The sequence below is a fragment of the Candidatus Woesearchaeota archaeon genome (assembly GCA_016214075.1).
In the GTDB taxonomy this organism is placed as follows: Archaea; Nanobdellota; Nanobdellia; order Woesearchaeales; family DSVV01; genus JACRPI01.
The window spans coordinates 38,343-57,853 of record JACRPI010000011.1; the positions used below are offsets into that span (position 1 = coordinate 38,343).

Below are 19,511 nucleotides of genomic sequence, written 5' to 3' on the forward strand. Positions count from 1 at the left end.
CTGAGAATAATATAGAAGAGGGACGACCATGAAATTAACATTAGCAGAACCAAAATATCTCAAGGAAAGTATTTCTATTATCAGCGAATTAGTCACAGAAGCGCGTTTCAAAATCACAAAAACAGGAATTGAACTTGTCGCGATGGATCCCGCGAATGTTGCGATGGTCATCTTTAGGCTTCTCGCAAGTAGCTTCGTGGAATATGAAGTAGAAAAAGATGTTCGTCTTTCTTTGAATCTCAATAATCTCAAACAAGTGCTCAGGCGTGCGAAACCTAATGATATGATTACATTGGAAGTTGTGGACAACAAGCTTGATGTCACACTGAAGAGCAAAACAAAGAGAACGTTTTCTCTTCCTATTATTGATGCAGATGAGCGCGAACAAAAAATCCCTGATTTAAATTTCCCATTAACAATTACCACAAATGCAGAGCAGCTTGTGGAAGCGATTGAAGACGTGGACATTGTTGGTGAAAGCGTTTCCTTTATTGGAGAAAGCGAGAAGTTTACTGTTTCTGCAGAAGGAGATATGTCTAAAGCGCATATAGAAATTCCTGCAGATGAAACAACGGTAATTCAGACAACAAAAGCAGAAAGAGTCAAGGCGAAATATTCTGTTGAATATTTGAAGAAAATGATTGCGGCAGGAAAGCTTGTGCCAAGTGTCTCCATTCAATTCAACAAAGATTACCCTTTGAAGTTGGAGTACAAATTAGTGGATAAACTGATGCTCAGTTTTATTCTTGCGCCTCGTGTAGAAAATGAATAAAGATATTGTACAACATTTTTTTTCAGTGATTGTGGTTCTTGTTTTAGTAGTTGTAGCGCTGACGTTTGTTTCTGCGCAGGAGAATCAATCCAGTAATGAAACAACGAGCGAAACAGAGTATAATTTTACTATTTCTGAAAATGAAACAAACACAACAGAAGGAAATCAATCCGATATTTTTGAAGAACCTAATCTGGCTGAAGAGAGTACAAATACAACAGAAAGCACAAACACAACAATAGAAGAGAGTATCGAAACAAACACAACTGAAATAAATCAAACTCAAGAAAACGCAACAACTGTTCTTGTTTGTTCAGCGCTCCAGTGTGATGTGGGCTGTACAATCTGTAGTGATGGAAGTTGCTATGCGCCTGAAGAAGAATGTACGACAACACTTGTTGTGGAAAAAGTAACGCCAAGTACAATAAAGACAGGAGAACAGCAGCTTAACATCCTTGTAAAAAATACAGGAACAGTTGCACTCTTTAATGTGGAAGCAGAAGTCAGCGGATATGGTATAACTACTTTGGAAACATTATCGATAGAAGCATTACCTTCTGGAGAAAAGGATTATACATTTACGAAAGTGCTTGCGGGAAATGCAGGGGTCAATGACATTATTGTAAAAGTATACGCAAATAAAACGCTTGTAACACAAGAAATAGTTTCAATAACAGTAACAGAAGAAGAACAAGAGGAAGAAGAAATTGTTTTGTTTAATCAGACTGCCGCGCTTGCTGCGTTGAACGAAACAAGGGTAAGGTATAATGCGCTTGAGCTGTTGTATTATGAAAAAGAAAAACAAGAGTATCTTGTCTTCGGCATTGACAAAGATTTGCTAGAAATAAAAGAGTATTTACGACAGGCGCAGGTTGCGGTCATTGAGCAGGATGAAAAAGAATTTCAGAAAAACCTTGCTGCGGCGCAGGCAACGATAGAAAATGTTGCGGCAGAGCTCGAAAGTGCGCAAAAAGAAGATAAAACATTCATCGAAATTCTATCGGAAAATCTTGCGTTAATTGGTTCTTTATTTGGCGTTTTGATTAGTGGAGTGACGGTGTGGTCCCTGACAAAAGTGCATTTGAAACGGGCGAAAATAGTGAACATTATCAAAGGAAAACAAATAGTTAATGTAGATAGAAATACAGATGTGGAAAATATTGTAGAATCCGACGAAGACAAAACAAAAGATTTATAAAGTAATTTTTCTAGAATTTAAATAATCTCTACCATCAACTAATAGTTGGAGAAAGAGGAAGGGGCGTTATATGAAAAAGAGGTCTGCACTCATAATTCTCGCTCTATTGGTAGTGCTGTCTTCTTTGGTAGTTCGCGCAGCAGAAGAGCATTTATTGCCGCTGCAGGGAACTGCGCGAATTAATGGTGGACTTCTTTCTGTGGGAAATTTAGATATTTTGATTTATGATGCGGCGAGTGGAGGAAACCTTGTCTACAATTCCTCAACTGATTTTCATGGAGTTATTAGAAATGGTCGGTATGATATTCTGATTGGGAATGGATCGCAGCCACTTTCTCTTCGCTTTGGTACAAAATATTATATGGATATAACAATGAATAGTACAGATCTTGATTTTAATGGAAGTGAGCGTCAAGTCTTTATGAGTACAGTGGGAAATATCTCGTTAACAACACCACTCTCTACATCAAGTAATGATACCGATGACGCCTTAAACATAAGTAATGGTGGTTCTTTCTTTGGCGGAAATATTTCAATTAATGGAACGGTGAATATAACTGCTGCAACAGGAGATATAAGAACTGCGGGAAGGATAACGAGTCTCAATACAGATACAGATGACGCGGTGAATTTGACAGCTGGTGGTTTGGTCGCGAAAGGGCAGATCAGTGTGGAAAATTATACTTCTGCTCCAGCATTCACGGTGAATAATGGTTTCAACATCAGTGGAGCTACGAGCAATCTTGAGACAAATGGATCAGTAATAATTAAGGGTCTCGCACCTTTTGTATTTAACATAAACAACGGCTTTAACGTCAGTGGCTCCAATGAAGCGTTAACAACAAATGGAAGTATCAGTATCCAGAATCCTTCTCTTAGTCCTGCGTTTACTCTTAACAATGGTTTCAATATAAGCGGAACAGATGAATCTTTGCGGACAAATGGAACGATCCGTGTAGAACATACAAGCACTAATGCCGCAATCAACGTGACAGGAGGCATGGCGGTTATTGGTACTGGTCAGATCTCGTCACAATTTAGTGTAGGAAATAGGGGGTTTACAATAAGTGATTCAGGAACAATAGTAACGCAAGCAGTCATTAATGCAGGAGGAGAAATAATTATGAGGAGTAGCGAATCTGTTGCATTCGGTATAAATAGTGGTTTTAACATCAGCGGTACGAATAGCGCATTACGAACAAATGGAACAATGACTATTCTGAATGCCGATACAGATGACGCGTTGAATATATCTGGTGGTTTAATTATGGGGCAAGGCAGTCCAGGATCTCAGTTTAAGATTGCTAATTTGGTGATTAGTGATCTTAACATTATTACCACACAGCCCACTATTACGCAAAATGGTCACATCATAATAAACAGTCTTAATGGACCAGCATTGTCTGTTAATTCAGGATTCAACGTGAGTGGAACAACAGGAAATCTCAAAACAAATGGAACAATGACTATCTTAAATACTGATGTTGATGATGCATTAAATATTTCAGGTGGTTATTCTGCAAACGTTGGTCAAAACGATTTCATGCAGTTTATCCCCGGAGATGCTAATGCCATCTTTACAGTAAAGAAAGTTTTCAACATTACTCCTGTTGGAGATATGCGAATAGGTAGTGGTGCTTCTGGAACACTCACTGTTTTAAGCACAGACACAGACGACGCATTAAACGTTTCAAGTGGGAAGGGTTTCTTTGGAGCAAACGTGACTATTGGAGCAACAGGGAATGCAGATCAACACCATTTAGATATTAATGCGCCTGCAGGAGCTGCAGCAGCAAATCGATGTGCGTACATCGCCTTAGGAAATGAGACAGGGCAGTTGAATTATTTGTTTATTACAAATACATCATTGAGGATAGCAAGTCTCCCTCCAATAAATTGTGATAATTCAGAAGGCATATTAGTGGGCTCACAGACAGGAACATAAAATCGGCTTAGTCAAAAATGAAACATGAAAAAAACATCTTTATTAGGAATCATTTTTCTTTTTCTTCTAGCTTTTTCTCCAAATGTTTTTGCAATAATTTTTAATGGAACCACCAACACTGATGAGAGGCATGTTTTCAGTAGTGACAGTGCGTTTGGAAACATTGTGGAAAGGGAAGTGAATTATACTCCTGTAGGAGATGAACCAAGCTGGAGTGCCGTTCTTTTTAGTTGGGGTGGTCCGCTTGCAAATGCAACAGGGGTGATAGATGTTGCGACAGCAGGATTTGGAGTGAGTGCGGTGGGTGATATTCTTGTTCTGACAATGGGGCCAGAGTTAGAAGATGAAGAACCAACAGTAGAAGAAGAAGAAGAAGAGGTTGAAGAAGAAGGAGGAGGTGTTCCTTCATCAGGTGGTGGAGGTGGAGGTTCTTCATCGAGAGATACATATGCGCTGATTGTAGGAGACAAACTTACGGTCATCATCAATGGAGAGCCGCACACAATCGAGATTACAGAGGTAAGTGATACATCTGCGGTGCTCACAATAGAGTCAACAACAATAGTAGTAGAAATAGAAGAAGGAGAAACAGAAGAGATAGATCTTGATGGAGATGGAGTTGCCGATATGGCAATTACCCTTGACAATGTTTCAGAGTTAAGAAAAATAACAATTACTGTAGAAGATCTTACATTACGAGAAGAAGAAACAAGAGAAGAAGCTGAAGAAGAAGAATCCTTCCTTGCAGAACCACTGGAGAGAATTACGGGCGCAGTCACAGGAATAAATATTGATGCGGAAAAAATAAAAGAAATAAAACAAGAAGTCGAGCAGACAACAAATACATTCATAAAATATATCCTTCTCATAAATCTTGTAGTTGGTGCGATTCTTGGCACAGTTATCGCGGCACGGGAAATGCATAGACGAAGAATCTACAAGTTTTTCCACCAAAAATCAAAAGAAGACATTGTGCGGGATCAGCTTAAAGAGTTAGAAACATATGTGTACAAGGCATACCAGGAAGGACTTTCATTTGATGAAATCAAAGAAGCACTTTTGGAAGCAGGGTGGTTAGAGTACGAGATTGATGAAGTCGTGACCAATGTCATGTTTAAGAAAGAGAGCAGTCTTGTAATAAAATAAAAGGTAAGTATTATGGATGATCTATTCAAAAAATTACGAAAAAAAATTAGGGAAGAGTATGAAAATATTTTTGAAGTAGATGAGAAATCAGATCTTCCAATCCATGAGCGGTATACGAAAGAAGAAGATATCCAGCAAATGCGTTCGGAGAAAAAGAAAAAGAGAATGAAATAACATGCAGGCAAAGACACTGCTTATTATCAATCCTGCTTCAGGAAAAGCAGCAGCGAGTGTAGTGCATCTTATTGAAAGAACGCTTGCAGTATTTCCAGCAATTAGTGTGATGAAGACAGCGAAGAAAGGAGATGCCGCGTTGTTTGCGAAAAAAACAGGTGCAGAGAGAATTCTTATTGCGGGGGGCGATGGCACAATTAACGAAGTCCTTAATGGACTGATGAAGAATCCACGGCAGAAGAAGCAAACAATAGGAATAATTCCATTGGGAACCTCAAATATGGTTGGCCGATCCTTTGGCATTCCTGGAGATATAGACAAGGCGCTTAACATCATAAAGAAGGGGAAAAGACAGCATATTGATGTAGGAAAAGCAAATCACAGGTATTTCCTTATTGGTGCAGGTGTTGGGGTAGATGCAGCAATGTATAGGAATGTTGAACCGCTTCTGAAAAAAATATTTGGAGAGATTGCATACCCTGTTGCCTTGGTAAAAACAATTTTGACGCATGATCCGCAGGAGCTCACATTGCATTTTTCAGGAAAAAAAGTTTCTTGTTATTATGCGCTAGTCTGTAATATAGGCAAATTCTCGGGAATCTTAGAAATAGTGCCAAACTCTCGGCCAGATGATGGAAGTCTTGATGTCATTGTTTTCCAAAACAAAGACGTTATGAATCAATTTAAATATTGTCTTGGTCTTGCAACAAAGAAACATGCATCATTCTCCGATGTTAAGATATTTAAAGTTAAGAAAGTAAAGATTACAGGAAAAGATGCGATGGTGCATTGCGATGCAGAGCTGATAGGAAAAACACCAGTAAAAATAACGTGTGTTCCTCGAGCAATAGCAATTTTTGTTCCATAAAGAAGGTGAGAAAATGTTACGCGCAACAATTCAGTTGTTAGAAGAGTTTGAAGAAGAGATGGGTTCTGATAAAATTGGAAACACAGATGAGCTTCGTGCGAGTGCGGAAAGAATTAAAAAACGCGTAGACTCCATTGCAAAGCTGCTCGATGTTCTTGAAAAGCATGGCTGGACATGGACAACAGGAGCAAGAGATATTATTCTCTTGAAAAACACTACAAAAGAAGAGGCGAAAAAAGAATGGAAAACATTAAAAATCCCAGAAGGAATTATATCATTTGATTAAGGACTTCCTTGTGTGGTATTGTTGTTATTCGTTTGTATTTCAACAACGCCTTCTTCTCGCGCGATTTTAGCACAGGCAACAACATTGTCTCCTCCTTCAAGTTTCATGAGTCGAACTCCTTGCGTGTTCCTTCCAATAACAGAAACTGTTTTAGTGGGCATTCTAATAGTGATGCCGGATTTTGAAATAAGGACAATATCATCTTCTTCTGTAATAGATGCGACCGCAACAACAGGACCATTTCGCTCGCTGCATTGGATGTTAATGACGCCAATTCCTCCTCTGTTAATAAGTCGATATTCTTCAAGCGCGGTTCTCTTCCCGTAACCATTTTCAGTGATAGTAAGAACAGTTTTTTGTGGATCTGCGTCAATCATCGTGATCACTTCATCATCGCCTTTAAGCGTGATGCCACAAACTCCTTTTCCACTGCGTCCAATAGGTCTTGCTTGAGATTCATGGAATCGTACAGCAAGGCCATTGCGCGTTGCGAGCATGATTTCTCGCGTTCCATCAGTGAGGAGAACATTGACCAGTTTATCTCCGGAATCAAGAGTGATTGCGATGATCCCTCCTGCGCGAGGTTTGGAGTACGCGATAAGGCTGGTTTTTTTTATAGTTCCGTTCTTCGTTGCCATGAGGAGATAATTATTTTCTTTAAACACTTTAACAGGAATGCTTGCGGCAATATGTTCGTTTGGTTCAAGGTTGAGAAGATTGATAATTGCTTTTCCTTTTGCTTGTCGTGTTCCTTCTGGAATTTGATACACTTTAAGCCAATGGACAATTCCGTGATCAGTAAAGAAAAGAATAGTGTCAAGATTATCTGCAACAAAAATGTCTTCAACAATATCTTCTTCTTTCGTGGTCGTGCCAATAACGCCTTTCCCTCCTCTGTTCTGTTGTTTGTATGTATCAACAGGAAGGCGTTTGATGTAGCCTGCTTGAGTGATCGTAACAATCATTTTGGTGTTTTCAATAAGCGCTTCATCGTCGATATTTTCTTCATCAATGTCAAGAATTTCAGTTCGTCGTTTGTCGCCATATTGTTCATTAAGTTCCTGCATTTCATTGCTGATAAGGTCAAGAATACGTTGTGGTGTTGCAAGGATTTCTTTGTATTCTTTCACAAGTTGAAGAAGGCCGTCATGTTCTTCGCGGATCTTGTTTTGTTCAAGAGAAGTTAATTTCTGAAGTTTCATGTCGAGAATTGCTTGTGATTGGATTTCGGAAAGCGCGTAATGGCCCATAAGTGCAGTTCGTGCCTTTTCTGCGGAAGTGCTTTCTTTGATGAGTGCGATTGCGCGGTCTATGTCATTAAGTGCGACAATAAGTCCTGCAAGGATATGTGCTTTTTCTTCCGCTTTGAGAAGATCATATTGTGTTCGTTTGGTCACCACATCTTTTCGATGTTCGATAAACACGAGAAGCGATTCGCGAAGCGAAAGCACGCGTGGTTCATTATTGACTAATGCGAGCATGTTGATCGCAAAGGTGGTTTGCATGCGCGTATGTTTGAACAGTTGATTGAGAACAATGTCTGACTGCGCATCTTTTTTAAGATCGATCGAGACACGCATTCCATCTTTGTCGCTTTCATCACGAAGGTCTGCGATACCAATAATGACTTTATTTTTGATATATTCTGCAATCTCTTCAAGAAGCATTGATTTGTTGACCATATACGGAATCTCATCAACAATAATTTTCTGCCTGCCTGCTTTTTCTTCAATATGGACTTTTGCTTTAACTTTAACCTTTCCATAACCATTTGCAAATGCAGAAAGAATACCACTTTTGCCAGCAATAATGCCTCCTGTTGGAAAGTCAGGACCTTTGACAACATTCATGAGTGTGCGAACATCTGCGTCAGGATTTTCAAGTAAAAGACGAACAGCTGCGGTAATCTCGCTAAGGTTGTGCGGTGGCACGTTTGTTGCCATCCCAACAGCAATTCCATTCGCGCCATTGATAAGAAGATTTGGAACTTTTCCAGGAAGCACAGAAGGTTCTTTAAGGCTGCCGTCAAAATTATCCACAAAAGACACAGTTTCTTTATCCAAATCTTGTAATAATTCTTCTGCGATCTTTTTTAGGCGCGCTTCCGTATAACGCATACTTGCTGCGTTATCCCCATCAAGACTACCAAAGTTTCCTTGCCCATCAATAAGAGGATAACGAAGAGAAAAATCCTGTGCCATACGAACAAGGGATTCATAAACAGCAGAATCGCCGTGCGGATGATATTTTCCCAAAGTTTCTCCCACGATTCGCGCGCATTTTTTAGTAGGCTTGTTATGGACCATGTTGAGGTCATACATTGCGTACAAAATCCTCCGGTGCACTGGCTTTAATCCATCTCGTGCGTCAGGGAGTGCACGGCCAATAATGACGCTCATTGCGTAATCAAGATAAGACTGTCGCATTTCTTCTTCAATGGGTTTGAGAATTAAGTGCCCTGCTGGTGCTTCAGGAGTAATAGTTTTATCCTCTGGCGCAGGTACTTGTGGATTTTGATCTTTTTCGTCCATATTTTTCACAGTAGTTTTTTTACAAATTTACCGTCGAGAAATAACGATAAATTATAAGGAAAAAAAGAGCGTTTCTCTTTATATATGTTGCGCTTTGAAAGAAGCTTCTTTTGTCGTCGAAAAAGTCTTTTTTTGGAAAGAAAAAATGAATGACTCCTAAATCCGACAACTTTAAATACCACTTTTCCCTAAAAAAGTGTTATGGATGAAAAAGTTGTGCAAAAATACCTTCTTTTGATAGTGGTGGCAGTCGCATCTCTTGCAGTCGTCACGTTGCTTTCCTCTGTGTTGACAGGATCGACAGATATGACAGGTGCAGTAGTCAAAGGGCGGATTGCAACTTTGTGTAAAGACAATGACGCAAGCAATGCAGAGAACAAAGGTATTGTCAGCATCTTTTATGGTTCACAATTCCCAGACCAGTGTTATACAGATAAAGCAGCGTCAGAAGATCCCGTAAATACAGGAAGATATTTGCGCGAAATGATTTGCGATGTTAATGATGTGTCCTACAAAGTCTACGACTGCGGCACAAATAAATGTCAGTATGGCGCGTGTGTGGGAAGTACATATTCTTTAGTGAAATAATCTCATCACTTCCCTCGCAATCATTTTCTCTTCATCAGTAGGAAGCACATAAACCTTAACTTTTCCTTTACTAATTATTCTTTGATTCAATTTATTTTTATAAACATCAAGAACAATCCCTAAATGCTGCAAGTGCGTACAAACCTTTTCCCGAACATACCATGCATTCTCGCCAACACCAGCAGTAAAAACAACTGCGTCAATTCCACCAAGAGCAGCAGTATAGGCGCCAATGTATTTTTGTATTTTATAACAATACATCTCTAAAGCAAGAAGAGCAGTCTTCTCTTTTTTCTGCGCTTGTTTCCAAATCTCGCGCATATCATTTGTTCCAGTAATTCCTTTCAATCCACTTTCAAAATTAAGTATATAATTCATGTCTCGACATTCATTTCGCATCGCAGCAATATGAAAAACAGCGCCAACATCAATGTCTCCAGATCGTGTCCCCATCATGAGCCCTTCCATAGGAGTAAAGCCCATCGACGTATCAACACTTTTTCCATCCTTGATCGCAGAGACACTTGCGCCATTACCGAGATGACAAACAAGCAGACGAGAAGGAAGCTTTCCCAATTCTCGTTTCAATTCCTCGCAAATGTATTGATAGCTTATTCCATGAAAACCATATCTTTTAATTTTATATTTCCTGGATAAAGAAAGTGGAATCCCATAGGTTGCAGCATGCGAAGGAATTGTGCTATGAAACGAAGTATCAAAAACAGCAATATTTGGAACAGAAGGTAAGAGTTTTTTGATCGCGCGAATCCCTTCAATATTATGCGGATTATGTAATGGCGCAAGCACAGCGGCATTTTCTATATCCTTCATTATTTTCTTGTCCACAAGAACACTTTTCGTTAATCCATTGCCATGCACGACGCGATGTCCAACAGCAGAAATATCTTGAAATGTTGTTATATAATTCTTTTTCACAAGAGTGCTTAAAATAAAAGAAATTGCAATCTTATGATTTTTTATCTTTGTCCCAATCTCTTCAACAATCCCCCGAGTTATTTTTTTCTCAGAACTATCGTAAAGCGCATATTTCACAGAACTGCTGCCGCAGTTGAGGACAAGGATGTATTTCTGTTTATTCATAAGCTTCTTTCTCATTTCCTTGTATTTAATGCTTTCTCGAAGCAGGGCACCATCACCTTTAAAAATCCCAGCAAACTAACGACAAGTTACTAACTATAACTAATCCGGGGTGGGATGATGGAGTTTGTGTGGTTTATTGTAATAGTGGGTTTGTTATCGCTTCTGGCTGCAAAATTTATTGCGGATACGGTGCAGAAAGCAGAAACAGGAAATGCGAAAATGCAGGAGATTGCAGCCGCGATTCATGAAGGCGCGATGGCATTTTTGACAAGAGAATACAAAGTATTAGGATGGTTCATTCTCGCTATGGCTGTTGTGATCTTCTTCTTCTTAGATCATCCAAAAACAGCGGACATTAATGAAGGTCCATGGACAGCGTTAGCGTTTATTGTTGGTTCACTTGCCTCAATTCTTTCAGGGTATGTGGGCATGAAGATTGCGACAAAAGCAAACGTGCGAACAGCAAACGCAGCGCAGTCCAGTATTGAAAAAGCGTTTGACATTGCGTTCAAATCAGGTGCGGTATTAGGATTCGCACTTGTCGGCTTCGCAGTTGTTGGCCTTGCAGGATTTTATATTATGCTCACAAAAATGGGTATTCCAACAGAATCCGCAATGGAAATTTTAACAGGATTCGCGTTAGGCGGTTCATCAATCGCGTTATTCGCAAGAGTAGGCGGCGGAATTTATACAAAAGCAGCAGATATTGGCGCAGATCTTGTGGGAAAACTTGAAGCAGGAATTCCAGAAGATGATCCACGAAATCCGGCAGTCATTGCAGACAATGTCGGAGACAATGTCGGTGACGTCGCAGGGATGGGCGCGGATTTGTTTGGCAGTTGCGCAGAATCAACGTGCGCGGCAATGGTTATTGGCGCGTTGGCGTTTGGTGCGCAGGGATTACAAACAGCATTATTATATCCGCTTGCAGTTTCAGCAGTAGGAATTTTAGCAGCGTTAGTAACTGTAAAGTTTGTGAGCTTAAAAGGACAGAATGTTGAAGGAGCATTAAAGATGGCATTAACAGTTGCGTCAGGCATTGTGCTTGTCGCGATGTTCTTTTTAACAAAATTGTGGCTTCCAGCAACATTCGTGCTCAATGGAATAACATACACTGCAATGGGTGTTTATATTGCGCTCGCAGTAGGATTAATTGCAGGACTTTTAATTGGCTACACAACAGAATATTTTACATCGCACGCGTATGATCCTGTACGAAATGTCGCGAAAGCATCAGAAACAGGAGCAGCGACAAACATTATTCAAGGACTTGCGTTAGGGTATGAAAGTTCTGTGATTCCAATTGTGTTAATTGCAATTACCGTGCTTGTTTCCTTTAAATTTGCAGGATTGTATGGAATTTCCATTGCAGCATTAGGAATGCTCGCGACATTGGTTATCGCACTCGCAATTGATGCGTATGGTCCAGTAGCAGATAATGCAGGTGGTATTGCGGAAATGGCTGGTTTGCCAAGCGATGTTAGAAAAAAAACAGACGTCTTAGATGCAGCAGGAAACACCACAGCGGCAATTGGAAAAGGATTTGCGATTGGCTCTGCTGCGTTGACAGCATTAGCGTTGTTCAGTGCGTTTATTGCAGCATCAGGACTTTCCGCAGTAAATCTTCTCGACAGTATGGTGATTGCGGGATTGTTCATTGGCGGTATGCTTCCGTTTTTGTTTTCCGCAATGACGATGAAATCTGTTGCAAAAGCAGCGCAGGATATGATTGTTGAAGTGCGAAGACAGTTTAAGACAATCAAAGGATTAATGGAAGGAAAAGCAAAGCCAGATTACAAAACATGCGTTGACATTTCAACAAAAGCAGCGCTCAGAGAAATGATTGCGCCAGGAATGCTTGTTGTTCTTACGCCAATCGTTGTTGGACTTTTGTTTGGTGTTGAAGCGTTGGCAGGCGTGCTTGCGGGTATTCTTGCGTCAGGCGTTGTGCTTGCGATTGCGAAAGCAAATGCAGGCGGTGCATGGGACAATGCAAAAAAATACATCGAAGCGGGAGCGCATGGGGGAAAAGGCAGTGCATGTCATAAAGCAGCAGTGGTCGGAGACACTGTAGGAGATCCATGCAAAGATACTTCAGGTCCAAGCTTGAATATCTTGTTGAAACTCACCGCAATTATTAGTCTTGTCTTCGTGCCATTGTTCATGAAGTACGGCGGTATATTGTTGAAGTTTATGTAAGAATTTTTTTGTTTTTACTTCTTTTCTATTTTCTTTTGTTCTTTTCCTTCAAGATGAAGAAAGGTATTTCCGCTCACGACTTTCTTTCCAGTCTTTTTCTCAAGTGCAACTCTTGCGTCTCGTGCAATAGTTCCACCTTCTTTGGAAGAAGTGAGGCACTCATCATATCCTTGGCTATCTTTCGCTTTGGTGATTTCAGTGGTTGCTTTTTCTCCAAGCATAGTAAATATTAGCTCCAGGTCGGTCATATGGTCTCGCAGATTCTGATTTTGAAATTGTGGTTCTAAGCCTTTTATTTGTTTGTGTTCTTTTATCGAAACTCCAAATGTTGCTTTTGCAATTTCATTAGTAAGAATCGAGTATGCAATTGCATCTCCAACATCTCTGTTTTTCCACTCGTCTGTCAATTCTTGTCTAATCGCAATGCCACGGAGTCTTTTTTCAATCCAGTCTTTTGGATATCCTTTGAGTTCATAATATTCTTTTGCGCGTTGTTGGGCGAGTTCAGGGTTTTCAATTTCTTGTACTCTTTCATAGCCTACTTTTGCGAGCCATTGTTTGAATGGTTCTGCTTTTTTAGAAGGAACGGATTGGATTATTCTGAACATGTTCTTAGTGTTAGCGCAGTCTGTTTCTCTTAGTTTACCATCTTCTGCAGGTAGTTTCAACTGTACGATTTTATCGTACGGTTCAAATCCTTCTTCTACAAGTTTCGCTTTTAGGTCAGACCAATACCGTTTTGGTAATGCGCTTGCTTCTAGAGCTTCCACAACATCGACCACAGAAAAATACCATTCTTCATTATGGAGTACTCGACGTATTTTTTTATCTTGAAAAACAATTAGATGCTTATTCTCATCTGCCATGAAATTGGAATGTCTTTGTCCTTTATATATCTCACGCGCACCTGTCCAGTGCTGTGTACATGGTTGTCTTGTGGATGAGATTTTTAGAAATAATACAAATCTCTAATAAATAAGCAAAGAAAAAGAGCAAAAGCAGAAACAAATTTGTCCAGTGCTATTTCCCCCAAGAGATAAAGGCTTTCAAGATGGAACGAATATGGAGTTTGTAAAGTAATTATTTTTTCTTTTTTATTTTCTTCTTCCCAATAATCTTCAAGCTAAACAAGAAAGCAACAACCTGCACGAATGCCATTAAGAAGAACAACATTCTAAATCCATACCAATTAACCAAAAATCCACCAAGCACAGCTGCGATAGAAATTAAAATCATATCTCCACCATCAACAAGAGCCCATTCTTGCGCCTGTTTTCCAATGTCTTCATCGTTTGCGTACAATGTTTTCCATGCTGGATTAAATATGCCAAACGCAATTGCGTTCAAAACCTGGACAACATAGATATGCCAAAGTTCTGTGATAAACAAGTAAGACGATGCGCCAATAGCGACAAAAAAATAGCCAAGACAAAGCATTTTTCGCTTATCGAGAATTTTATCCTCCAGTTTGCCAAAAATAAATGTGACAAGGCCAGCGGTTAACGTGTAGGTTCCAAAACTTGCGCCTGCGTGAAACACATTGCCCCCCATTGATTGAACAAAAATTGCGTAAAGGGGAATAAATAGTCCAGAACCAAAAAAATTAAGATAGTTGCTGAGTAAAAGTAATCTAAGTTCAAGTTTCATGAACAATTCATTATTGTAAGGTTATAAATATCTATGTTTTTCAATACCAAACAAACAAAAGAAAGCACCAAGAAAAATCTACCTATACCTCAACTTCCCCTGCGCCTGCATCACGGTCACAGCAGTCACTTCAACGATGTCTGCAATACTGCACCCTCTAGACAAATCATTCACCGGCTTGTTCAATCCCTGAATAATCGGACCAATGGCGTTTGCCTTCGCTAATCGTTCAACAAGTTTGTACGCGATATTCCCCGCATCTAAATTAGGAAAAATCAACACATTCGCGTCTCCTTGTACTTTTGACTTCGGGCATTTCTGGCTAGCAATAGCAGGAACAAGCGCGGCGTCAACCTGCATTTCTCCACCAACGCAAAGTTTTGGTTTCTTTGCCTGCACAATCGCGGTTGCCTCGCGAACTTTATCAACATAATGATGTTGGCCGCTTCCATAGGTCGAGAAAGAAAGCATCGCGACTTTAGGGGTAATCCCAAGCATTGTTGCGGTCGTTGCAGTATCAATCGCAATCTCTGCAAGATCTTTTGCGTCAGGAGCGACATTGACGCTGCAGTCCGCGAAAAGAAGTAATTTGTTGTTCAAGACCATAAAGAATACCGCGCTTGCTTTGTGAAATTTTTCATGCGTTTTAATAATCTGGAATGCAGGTCGCAGCGTATGCGCGGTAGGATGAATCGCGCCAGAGATAACACCATCAGCGTTTCCCATATGGAGCATCATTGTTGCGAAGTACATAGGTTCTTCAAGTAATTTGCGCGCCTCTTTTTCTTGCAGTCCATGCTCTTTTCTAATGGAAAGAAGTTCTTTCAAATAGCGTGAGAAATTTGCGTCATTTGTTGGGTCTCGAATAGTCACCGCGTCAGCAGAAAGATGATGTTTTTTGAGCGCGGCAGCAATCTCTTTTTGATTCCCTATTAAAATAGGTTTTGCGATTTTTTTATTCAGAATAATTTTCACTGCTTCAATGGTTCGCGGCTCTGTTGCTTCAGGATAGCAAATGCGTTTGGGATTCTTTTGCGCTTCGCGAATAATTTTGGAGATAAACTGTTTCATACATTATTTCGAGAGAAAGGTGAATATATACATTTCGGTATTATAGAAGCTCCTTCTTCAACCGTTCCAAGAACACGTTGAAATCATCAACATTCACGCAAATCCCGCACGCGTGATCATGTCCGCCACCATAGCCTGTTAATCCTTCAAGCGACTTCTTAATTGCAGGAGGTAAAATCTTGTTACTATCGCGAATACTGCATTTCATCTCCAATCCTTTCTGTCTGCAAATTAAAATCGTCTTCTTTGGATATTTATACAACAACTCGTTAGACAAATCAGAAGTAAACGACATCTTGTCTTCAGTATACGTAAAGAGGAGTATATCATCGTCACTATCAGTCACGCTTTTTTTGAGTTCTTCATAATCACCATTAACCTCAGAAAACCATTTCCAGAGATATTTCCCTTGGTTTGTTTTTTGTTCAAGAAAATCATCAGGTCCAGCAACTCTGGTGAGTATCTTAATGCAGTTCATAGATTTTTTTGTCGGACCTTTTTGAATAAAAGAAAGCACACGAGTTATTTTTCCAATTTTTGTCTCATACAGTGCTTCTTGTACGGTTGCGACAGGTTCTTTCATGAGTTTAGGATATTTAGCGCAAAATGCTGCGGTAAAGTCTGGTAAAAACCAATCGCCAATACACCCCGCCATTGCGATCCACATGTCTTTTGGGTTGTGTTCTTTGACAACCAGCCAGCACCAATAGTTAGTTGGCCGATTATCGCTGTCTTCCGCGACGCGCGGATTATAATACAAAACACCAGTATTCTTTTGTGGTGGATGATGATCAATCCAGATAATAGTAGGCGCGCAGATTTCTTGCATTTTATCGATAAAACTCTGGCTCATCATTGGCTTATCCAAAACAACAACAACATCCGGTCGACATTCTTCAACTTTTGAAATATATTTCTCATCAAGCTGTGGACTGCTTTTGACCACAATGCCGGTCCCTTTCTTGACCCATCGATAAAGAAGTAAAAAAGAACTTAAGCCATCAGGATCATCATCGAAGAAGAAAAGAGGTTTTTCGCTTTTTTGAAGAATTTCTTGAATTTCTTGGATTTGTTGTTCTGTGATAGGCATAAAACAAAGAAGAAAGAGGTTGTTTATATGCGTTTAGAAAGATTATGATTTTGTTTTAGGGTATTGAACTTTGTAAAATCTCTTGTAGCTAAGAGTGCTATAAAAAAGAATAAGAAGAGGGGTTTCAAAAGCAACTGCCAATGCAGGTTCAAGAGCAGCATAGCGGTCTCCTTTTGATAAGTAATAAAGAGCTCCAAGGGCAGTTGTTGGATATTGAAGAGCGAATAAAAGAGGAGTAAACCCGAGCAATTGAATATAATCACAGAAGGGATGTGCGACAAGGGATTGCTGTTTGGGAAGAACATCTTCACTATAATCTCTATCTTGAAATTGTCTTCTAATTCCTGCAGAAACAGCTGGGGAGAGATGAGTGAGTTCAGTATCAAGAATTTTTTCAAGAACAGCAGTGGAAGATTCTCGTTGAGCTCGCCAGTGATCTGCGGAAAAACGACCATATTCAAGTTCAGCGGCAATAACCCCGTCATCATAAAAGCGAACATGAATTTCATCCATGCCGTCTTGTGGCGGATCTATTTTGCGAATAAGTCCAGCAGTTTGTCCAGGAAAAATAAGTTGGAATGGTGTTCTTTGAAATCCATGAGAGAGCAGTTCTTCAAAAAATGCTCTTTGGTATGTCCCATTTTCATCATCAGTAAAGTATCCACGTGCAACGCGAGGTCGCGTAATCCCAGAAGGATAGAGAAGTGCAGCATGAGCAGTGTCTAATATAAACTCGAGAAGCTTCATGCACGAAGAGAAGAAACTTATTTTATATGCTTTTCGTGAGTCCTTCGGGAAACAAGTGAAACTTCCCTTGTTCTGTAATAAGGTGTGTTTGAATATCAAGAATGTGGCTGAAAAAGTGTTGTTTCAATTCCTGAATAATCGCGTCAAGCTCACTAACATGCTGTACTGCAAGAAGAAATAGTACTTCTAGTTGTGACGCGCCGCGAAACGCGTATTTGATATGGCTATGTTGAAGAATAAATTGTTTAAGAGATTGTGCTTTTTCTGGAGTAAGATGTCGTAATTGGAGATGGCAGAAATATTCTGTATAGCCAATCTTTTCCAGTGCAACAAAAGGAATATAATGAAGAATGACACCCTCTGCGTAAAGTTTTTTCATGCGATAGTGCACGACATCGAGCGTTGTCTCGCACTGTTGTGCAAGCACATGGAGGGGCGCAACAGCATCGTTGCCAAGTGCGTAAAGAAGTTTTCGATCAATGATGTTGAGAGCAATATGTTCTTTCCACACTCTGCTTGGTGTTTCTAAAGGAGCAATTTTTGCGCTCTGCACAAATTGTTTGGGAAGGTGCTCCACTTTGTAAATTTCAAGAGCAATATGTGTTCGATAATCTTCAAGAGCAGATCCCAACTCCTCGACCATCTGCATAAGAATCTGATTAAAATGAGTAAAATCCTGTGCAACAATTTCAACGTGAAAATCCCACATTCCTAAAAATTTGCATACCCACGTCGTAAAGGGGTGCATGTCAAAGTAGTAGAAAATCTTCTTTTCCTGTTCTTTTGATGCGTGCAGTTTGAAAAAAACATTGTACGTGGTGTATCCAACAGCAGAAAGATTCACGACAGTCATGAATCGTCGAATAATCCCTGCCTCACGAAGTCGTTTAATTCTATAAGGGACAGCACTTTTGCTGATGCCGACTGCTTTCCCGAGTTGATGATGAGACGCCCTGCTGTTCTGACTGAGCGCAACGAGTAATTTCTTGTCTTTGAGGTCTAAATCAACCATAATTATGCTCTTTTTGTATTTCTATATATAAGTTTCCAAAAAAGAACAAAAATAAGTACAAAAGCTAGTTATAGTTGTATGTCTCTATGGAGCAGTAACAAAAAGTAAAAAGAGGATGAAACAATGAGCAACACAACATTGTATGTCGAGTATATGAAAACAGTGAAGACAGCGCCAACAATCAGCAACGCAACGCTTGCAGTAGGGATTGCAGTTGTGGTTGTTTTGATAGCAGTCTTGTAGAAACAGAAAAAGAGGAGAGAAAAATGCCAGCGGACCAAGGATATCATCTATTTGACCACAATGTCTATCGAGGAACTGCTGTTCCAGAATGGAGCAAGTGGTTGTTTTGGACAGTGATAATCATTGCAATAATCATGTGGTGATACAAATGCCTGCGGACGAAGGAACATCGACCTATTACGCGCATTATTGCCAGAGAAAAATTCCAGAATGGTTGAAAATCTTGTTTTGGATACTAGTAGTGATAACAATATGGAAGTGGTGAGGAAAAAATGACAGACAGAGACGACCCAGCACAATATAAAAATAATTGGATGAAACACGCAACTCCTGAAGAGATTGATGCATATTTTAAACAAATTGATGCGCGTGAAGAAGAGATTAGGGCGTCGCGGCAGTTTGGAGTCGCAATGGATTTGACAGCGCAAGTGCTCCATGATCAAGGAAAAAGCAGAAGTGATCTAACAAGCGAGTTAGGGTATTTTGGTTCTACAAGATTAGGTTATGAATATTATCATGCATGTCGTGTTATTTATCGTCTAGGAGTAGAAGCAGAGGAAATGTGGAGGAAAGTTCAAGGAAGAAAAAACCCAACAGAAGATCTTCTTGGAAGGTTAAAAGATTCAGAATATAAAAAAGAGTCTGAAAGCAAAGATGAAATCATTTTCAACCGACTCAAAAGAGCAGTAGACGAAGAAGTTGCGGATCGTCCAGGATGCACACCAAGTCGTGATGGAGGATTACGATATATCTTTAGAGCCTATCCCATTAGATTGACCTCCATGTAATTATTCCACATGCGAGATGCAATAATCCTATGTAAGCATCTGGTCTTTTAGACCAACGAATCAATAACCCTCTAAATCGGTTGAACCAACTATGTGTACGTTCAA

18 protein-coding genes are annotated in these 19,511 nt (G+C 39.9%); 10 read left to right on the forward strand and 8 right to left on the reverse strand.

The annotated features are described in order from the left end of the window. The first annotated feature begins 28 nt into the window (after window positions 1–28). The 7 genes from pcn to HZC31_02320 all read left to right on the forward strand — a co-directional run bounded on the left by pcn (window position 29) and on the right by HZC31_02320 (window position 6,389). Window positions 29–772: a proliferating cell nuclear antigen (pcna) gene (pcn, locus tag HZC31_02290; GenBank protein MBI5002188.1), complete on the forward strand. Its 744-nt coding sequence runs from the start codon at window positions 29–31 to the stop codon at window positions 770–772. Next, window positions 765–1,970, forward strand: coding sequence for a hypothetical protein (locus tag HZC31_02295; GenBank protein MBI5002189.1), 1,206 nt, complete (start codon window positions 765–767; stop codon window positions 1,968–1,970). Before pcn ends, HZC31_02295 begins: the two co-directional genes overlap by 8 nt. A gap of 70 nt (window positions 1,971–2,040) precedes the next feature. Next, window positions 2,041–3,915, forward strand: coding sequence for a hypothetical protein (locus HZC31_02300; protein ID MBI5002190.1), 1,875 nt, complete (start codon window positions 2,041–2,043; stop codon window positions 3,913–3,915). Between the two features lie 24 nt (window positions 3,916–3,939). Further along, the gene (locus HZC31_02305; protein MBI5002191.1) at window positions 3,940–5,061 is read left to right on the forward strand and encodes a hypothetical protein; all 1,122 of its coding nucleotides are present in this window, start codon (window positions 3,940–3,942) and stop codon (window positions 5,059–5,061) included. Window positions 5,062–5,073: 12 nt separating this feature from the next. Next, window positions 5,074–5,235 carry a hypothetical protein gene (locus HZC31_02310; GenBank protein ID MBI5002192.1) on the forward strand — a complete coding sequence of 54 codons (162 nt, stop codon included), beginning with the start codon at window positions 5,074–5,076 and terminating at the stop codon, window positions 5,233–5,235. Window position 5,236: 1 nt separating this feature from the next. Continuing rightward, window positions 5,237–6,103 (forward strand): YegS/Rv2252/BmrU family lipid kinase, encoded by an 867-nt coding sequence (locus HZC31_02315; GenBank protein MBI5002193.1) that lies wholly within the window; start codon window positions 5,237–5,239, stop codon window positions 6,101–6,103. Window positions 6,104–6,116: 13 nt separating this feature from the next. Continuing rightward, window positions 6,117–6,389, forward strand: a complete 273-nt coding sequence (locus HZC31_02320; GenBank protein MBI5002194.1) for a hypothetical protein — start codon at window positions 6,117–6,119, stop codon at window positions 6,387–6,389. Here the strand turns inward: HZC31_02320 and gyrA are convergent. Next, window positions 6,386–8,920, reverse strand: a complete 2,535-nt coding sequence (gyrA, locus tag HZC31_02325; GenBank protein MBI5002195.1) for a DNA gyrase subunit A — start codon at window positions 8,918–8,920, stop codon at window positions 6,386–6,388. The genes HZC31_02320 and gyrA overlap by 4 nt on opposite strands. 201 nt (window positions 8,921–9,121) lie before the next feature. On the opposite strand from gyrA, the gene HZC31_02330 reads away from it, so the two are divergent. Next, on the forward strand, window positions 9,122–9,508 hold the full coding sequence (locus HZC31_02330; protein ID MBI5002196.1) for a hypothetical protein: 387 nt from the start codon (window positions 9,122–9,124) through the stop codon (window positions 9,506–9,508). Here HZC31_02330 and HZC31_02335 read toward each other — a convergent pair. Continuing rightward, on the reverse strand, window positions 9,497–10,609 hold the full coding sequence (locus tag HZC31_02335) for an acetate kinase (protein MBI5002197.1): 1,113 nt from the start codon (window positions 10,607–10,609) through the stop codon (window positions 9,497–9,499). The genes HZC31_02330 and HZC31_02335 overlap by 12 nt on opposite strands. A 117-nt stretch (window positions 10,610–10,726) precedes the next feature. On the opposite strand from HZC31_02335, the gene HZC31_02340 reads away from it, so the two are divergent. Further along, on the forward strand, window positions 10,727–12,808 hold the full coding sequence (locus HZC31_02340; GenBank protein ID MBI5002198.1) for a V-type H(+)-translocating pyrophosphatase: 2,082 nt from the start codon (window positions 10,727–10,729) through the stop codon (window positions 12,806–12,808). Window positions 12,809–12,822: 14 nt separating this feature from the next. Here HZC31_02340 and HZC31_02345 read toward each other — a convergent pair whose 3' ends face one another. From HZC31_02345 to HZC31_02370, 6 genes are all read right to left on the reverse strand, one after another. Then, window positions 12,823–13,674, reverse strand: coding sequence for a Bro-N domain-containing protein (locus tag HZC31_02345; GenBank protein ID MBI5002199.1), 852 nt, complete (start codon window positions 13,672–13,674; stop codon window positions 12,823–12,825). A gap of 214 nt (window positions 13,675–13,888) precedes the next feature. Then, window positions 13,889–14,455 (reverse strand): MFS transporter, encoded by a 567-nt coding sequence (locus HZC31_02350; protein ID MBI5002200.1) that lies wholly within the window; start codon window positions 14,453–14,455, stop codon window positions 13,889–13,891. Window positions 14,456–14,533: 78 nt separating this feature from the next. After that, window positions 14,534–15,526 carry a phosphate acetyltransferase gene (gene pta, locus HZC31_02355; protein MBI5002201.1) on the reverse strand — a complete coding sequence of 331 codons (993 nt, stop codon included), beginning with the start codon at window positions 15,524–15,526 and terminating at the stop codon, window positions 14,534–14,536. 40 nt (window positions 15,527–15,566) lie between these two features. Continuing rightward, entirely contained in the window at window positions 15,567–16,616 is a 1,050-nt protein-coding gene (locus HZC31_02360) for a hypothetical protein (protein MBI5002202.1), read from the reverse strand. A gap of 42 nt (window positions 16,617–16,658) precedes the next feature. Beyond that, window positions 16,659–17,363 (reverse strand): hypothetical protein, encoded by a 705-nt coding sequence (locus tag HZC31_02365; protein ID MBI5002203.1) that lies wholly within the window; start codon window positions 17,361–17,363, stop codon window positions 16,659–16,661. 22 nt (window positions 17,364–17,385) lie between these two features. Further along, window positions 17,386–18,375 carry an Lrp/AsnC family transcriptional regulator gene (locus tag HZC31_02370; protein ID MBI5002204.1) on the reverse strand — a complete coding sequence of 330 codons (990 nt, stop codon included), beginning with the start codon at window positions 18,373–18,375 and terminating at the stop codon, window positions 17,386–17,388. 515 nt (window positions 18,376–18,890) lie between these two features. Between HZC31_02370 and HZC31_02375 the strand changes: the two genes are divergently transcribed. Then, window positions 18,891–19,406: a hypothetical protein gene (locus HZC31_02375; protein ID MBI5002205.1), complete on the forward strand. Its 516-nt coding sequence runs from the start codon at window positions 18,891–18,893 to the stop codon at window positions 19,404–19,406. Window positions 19,407–19,511 lie beyond the last annotated feature (105 nt).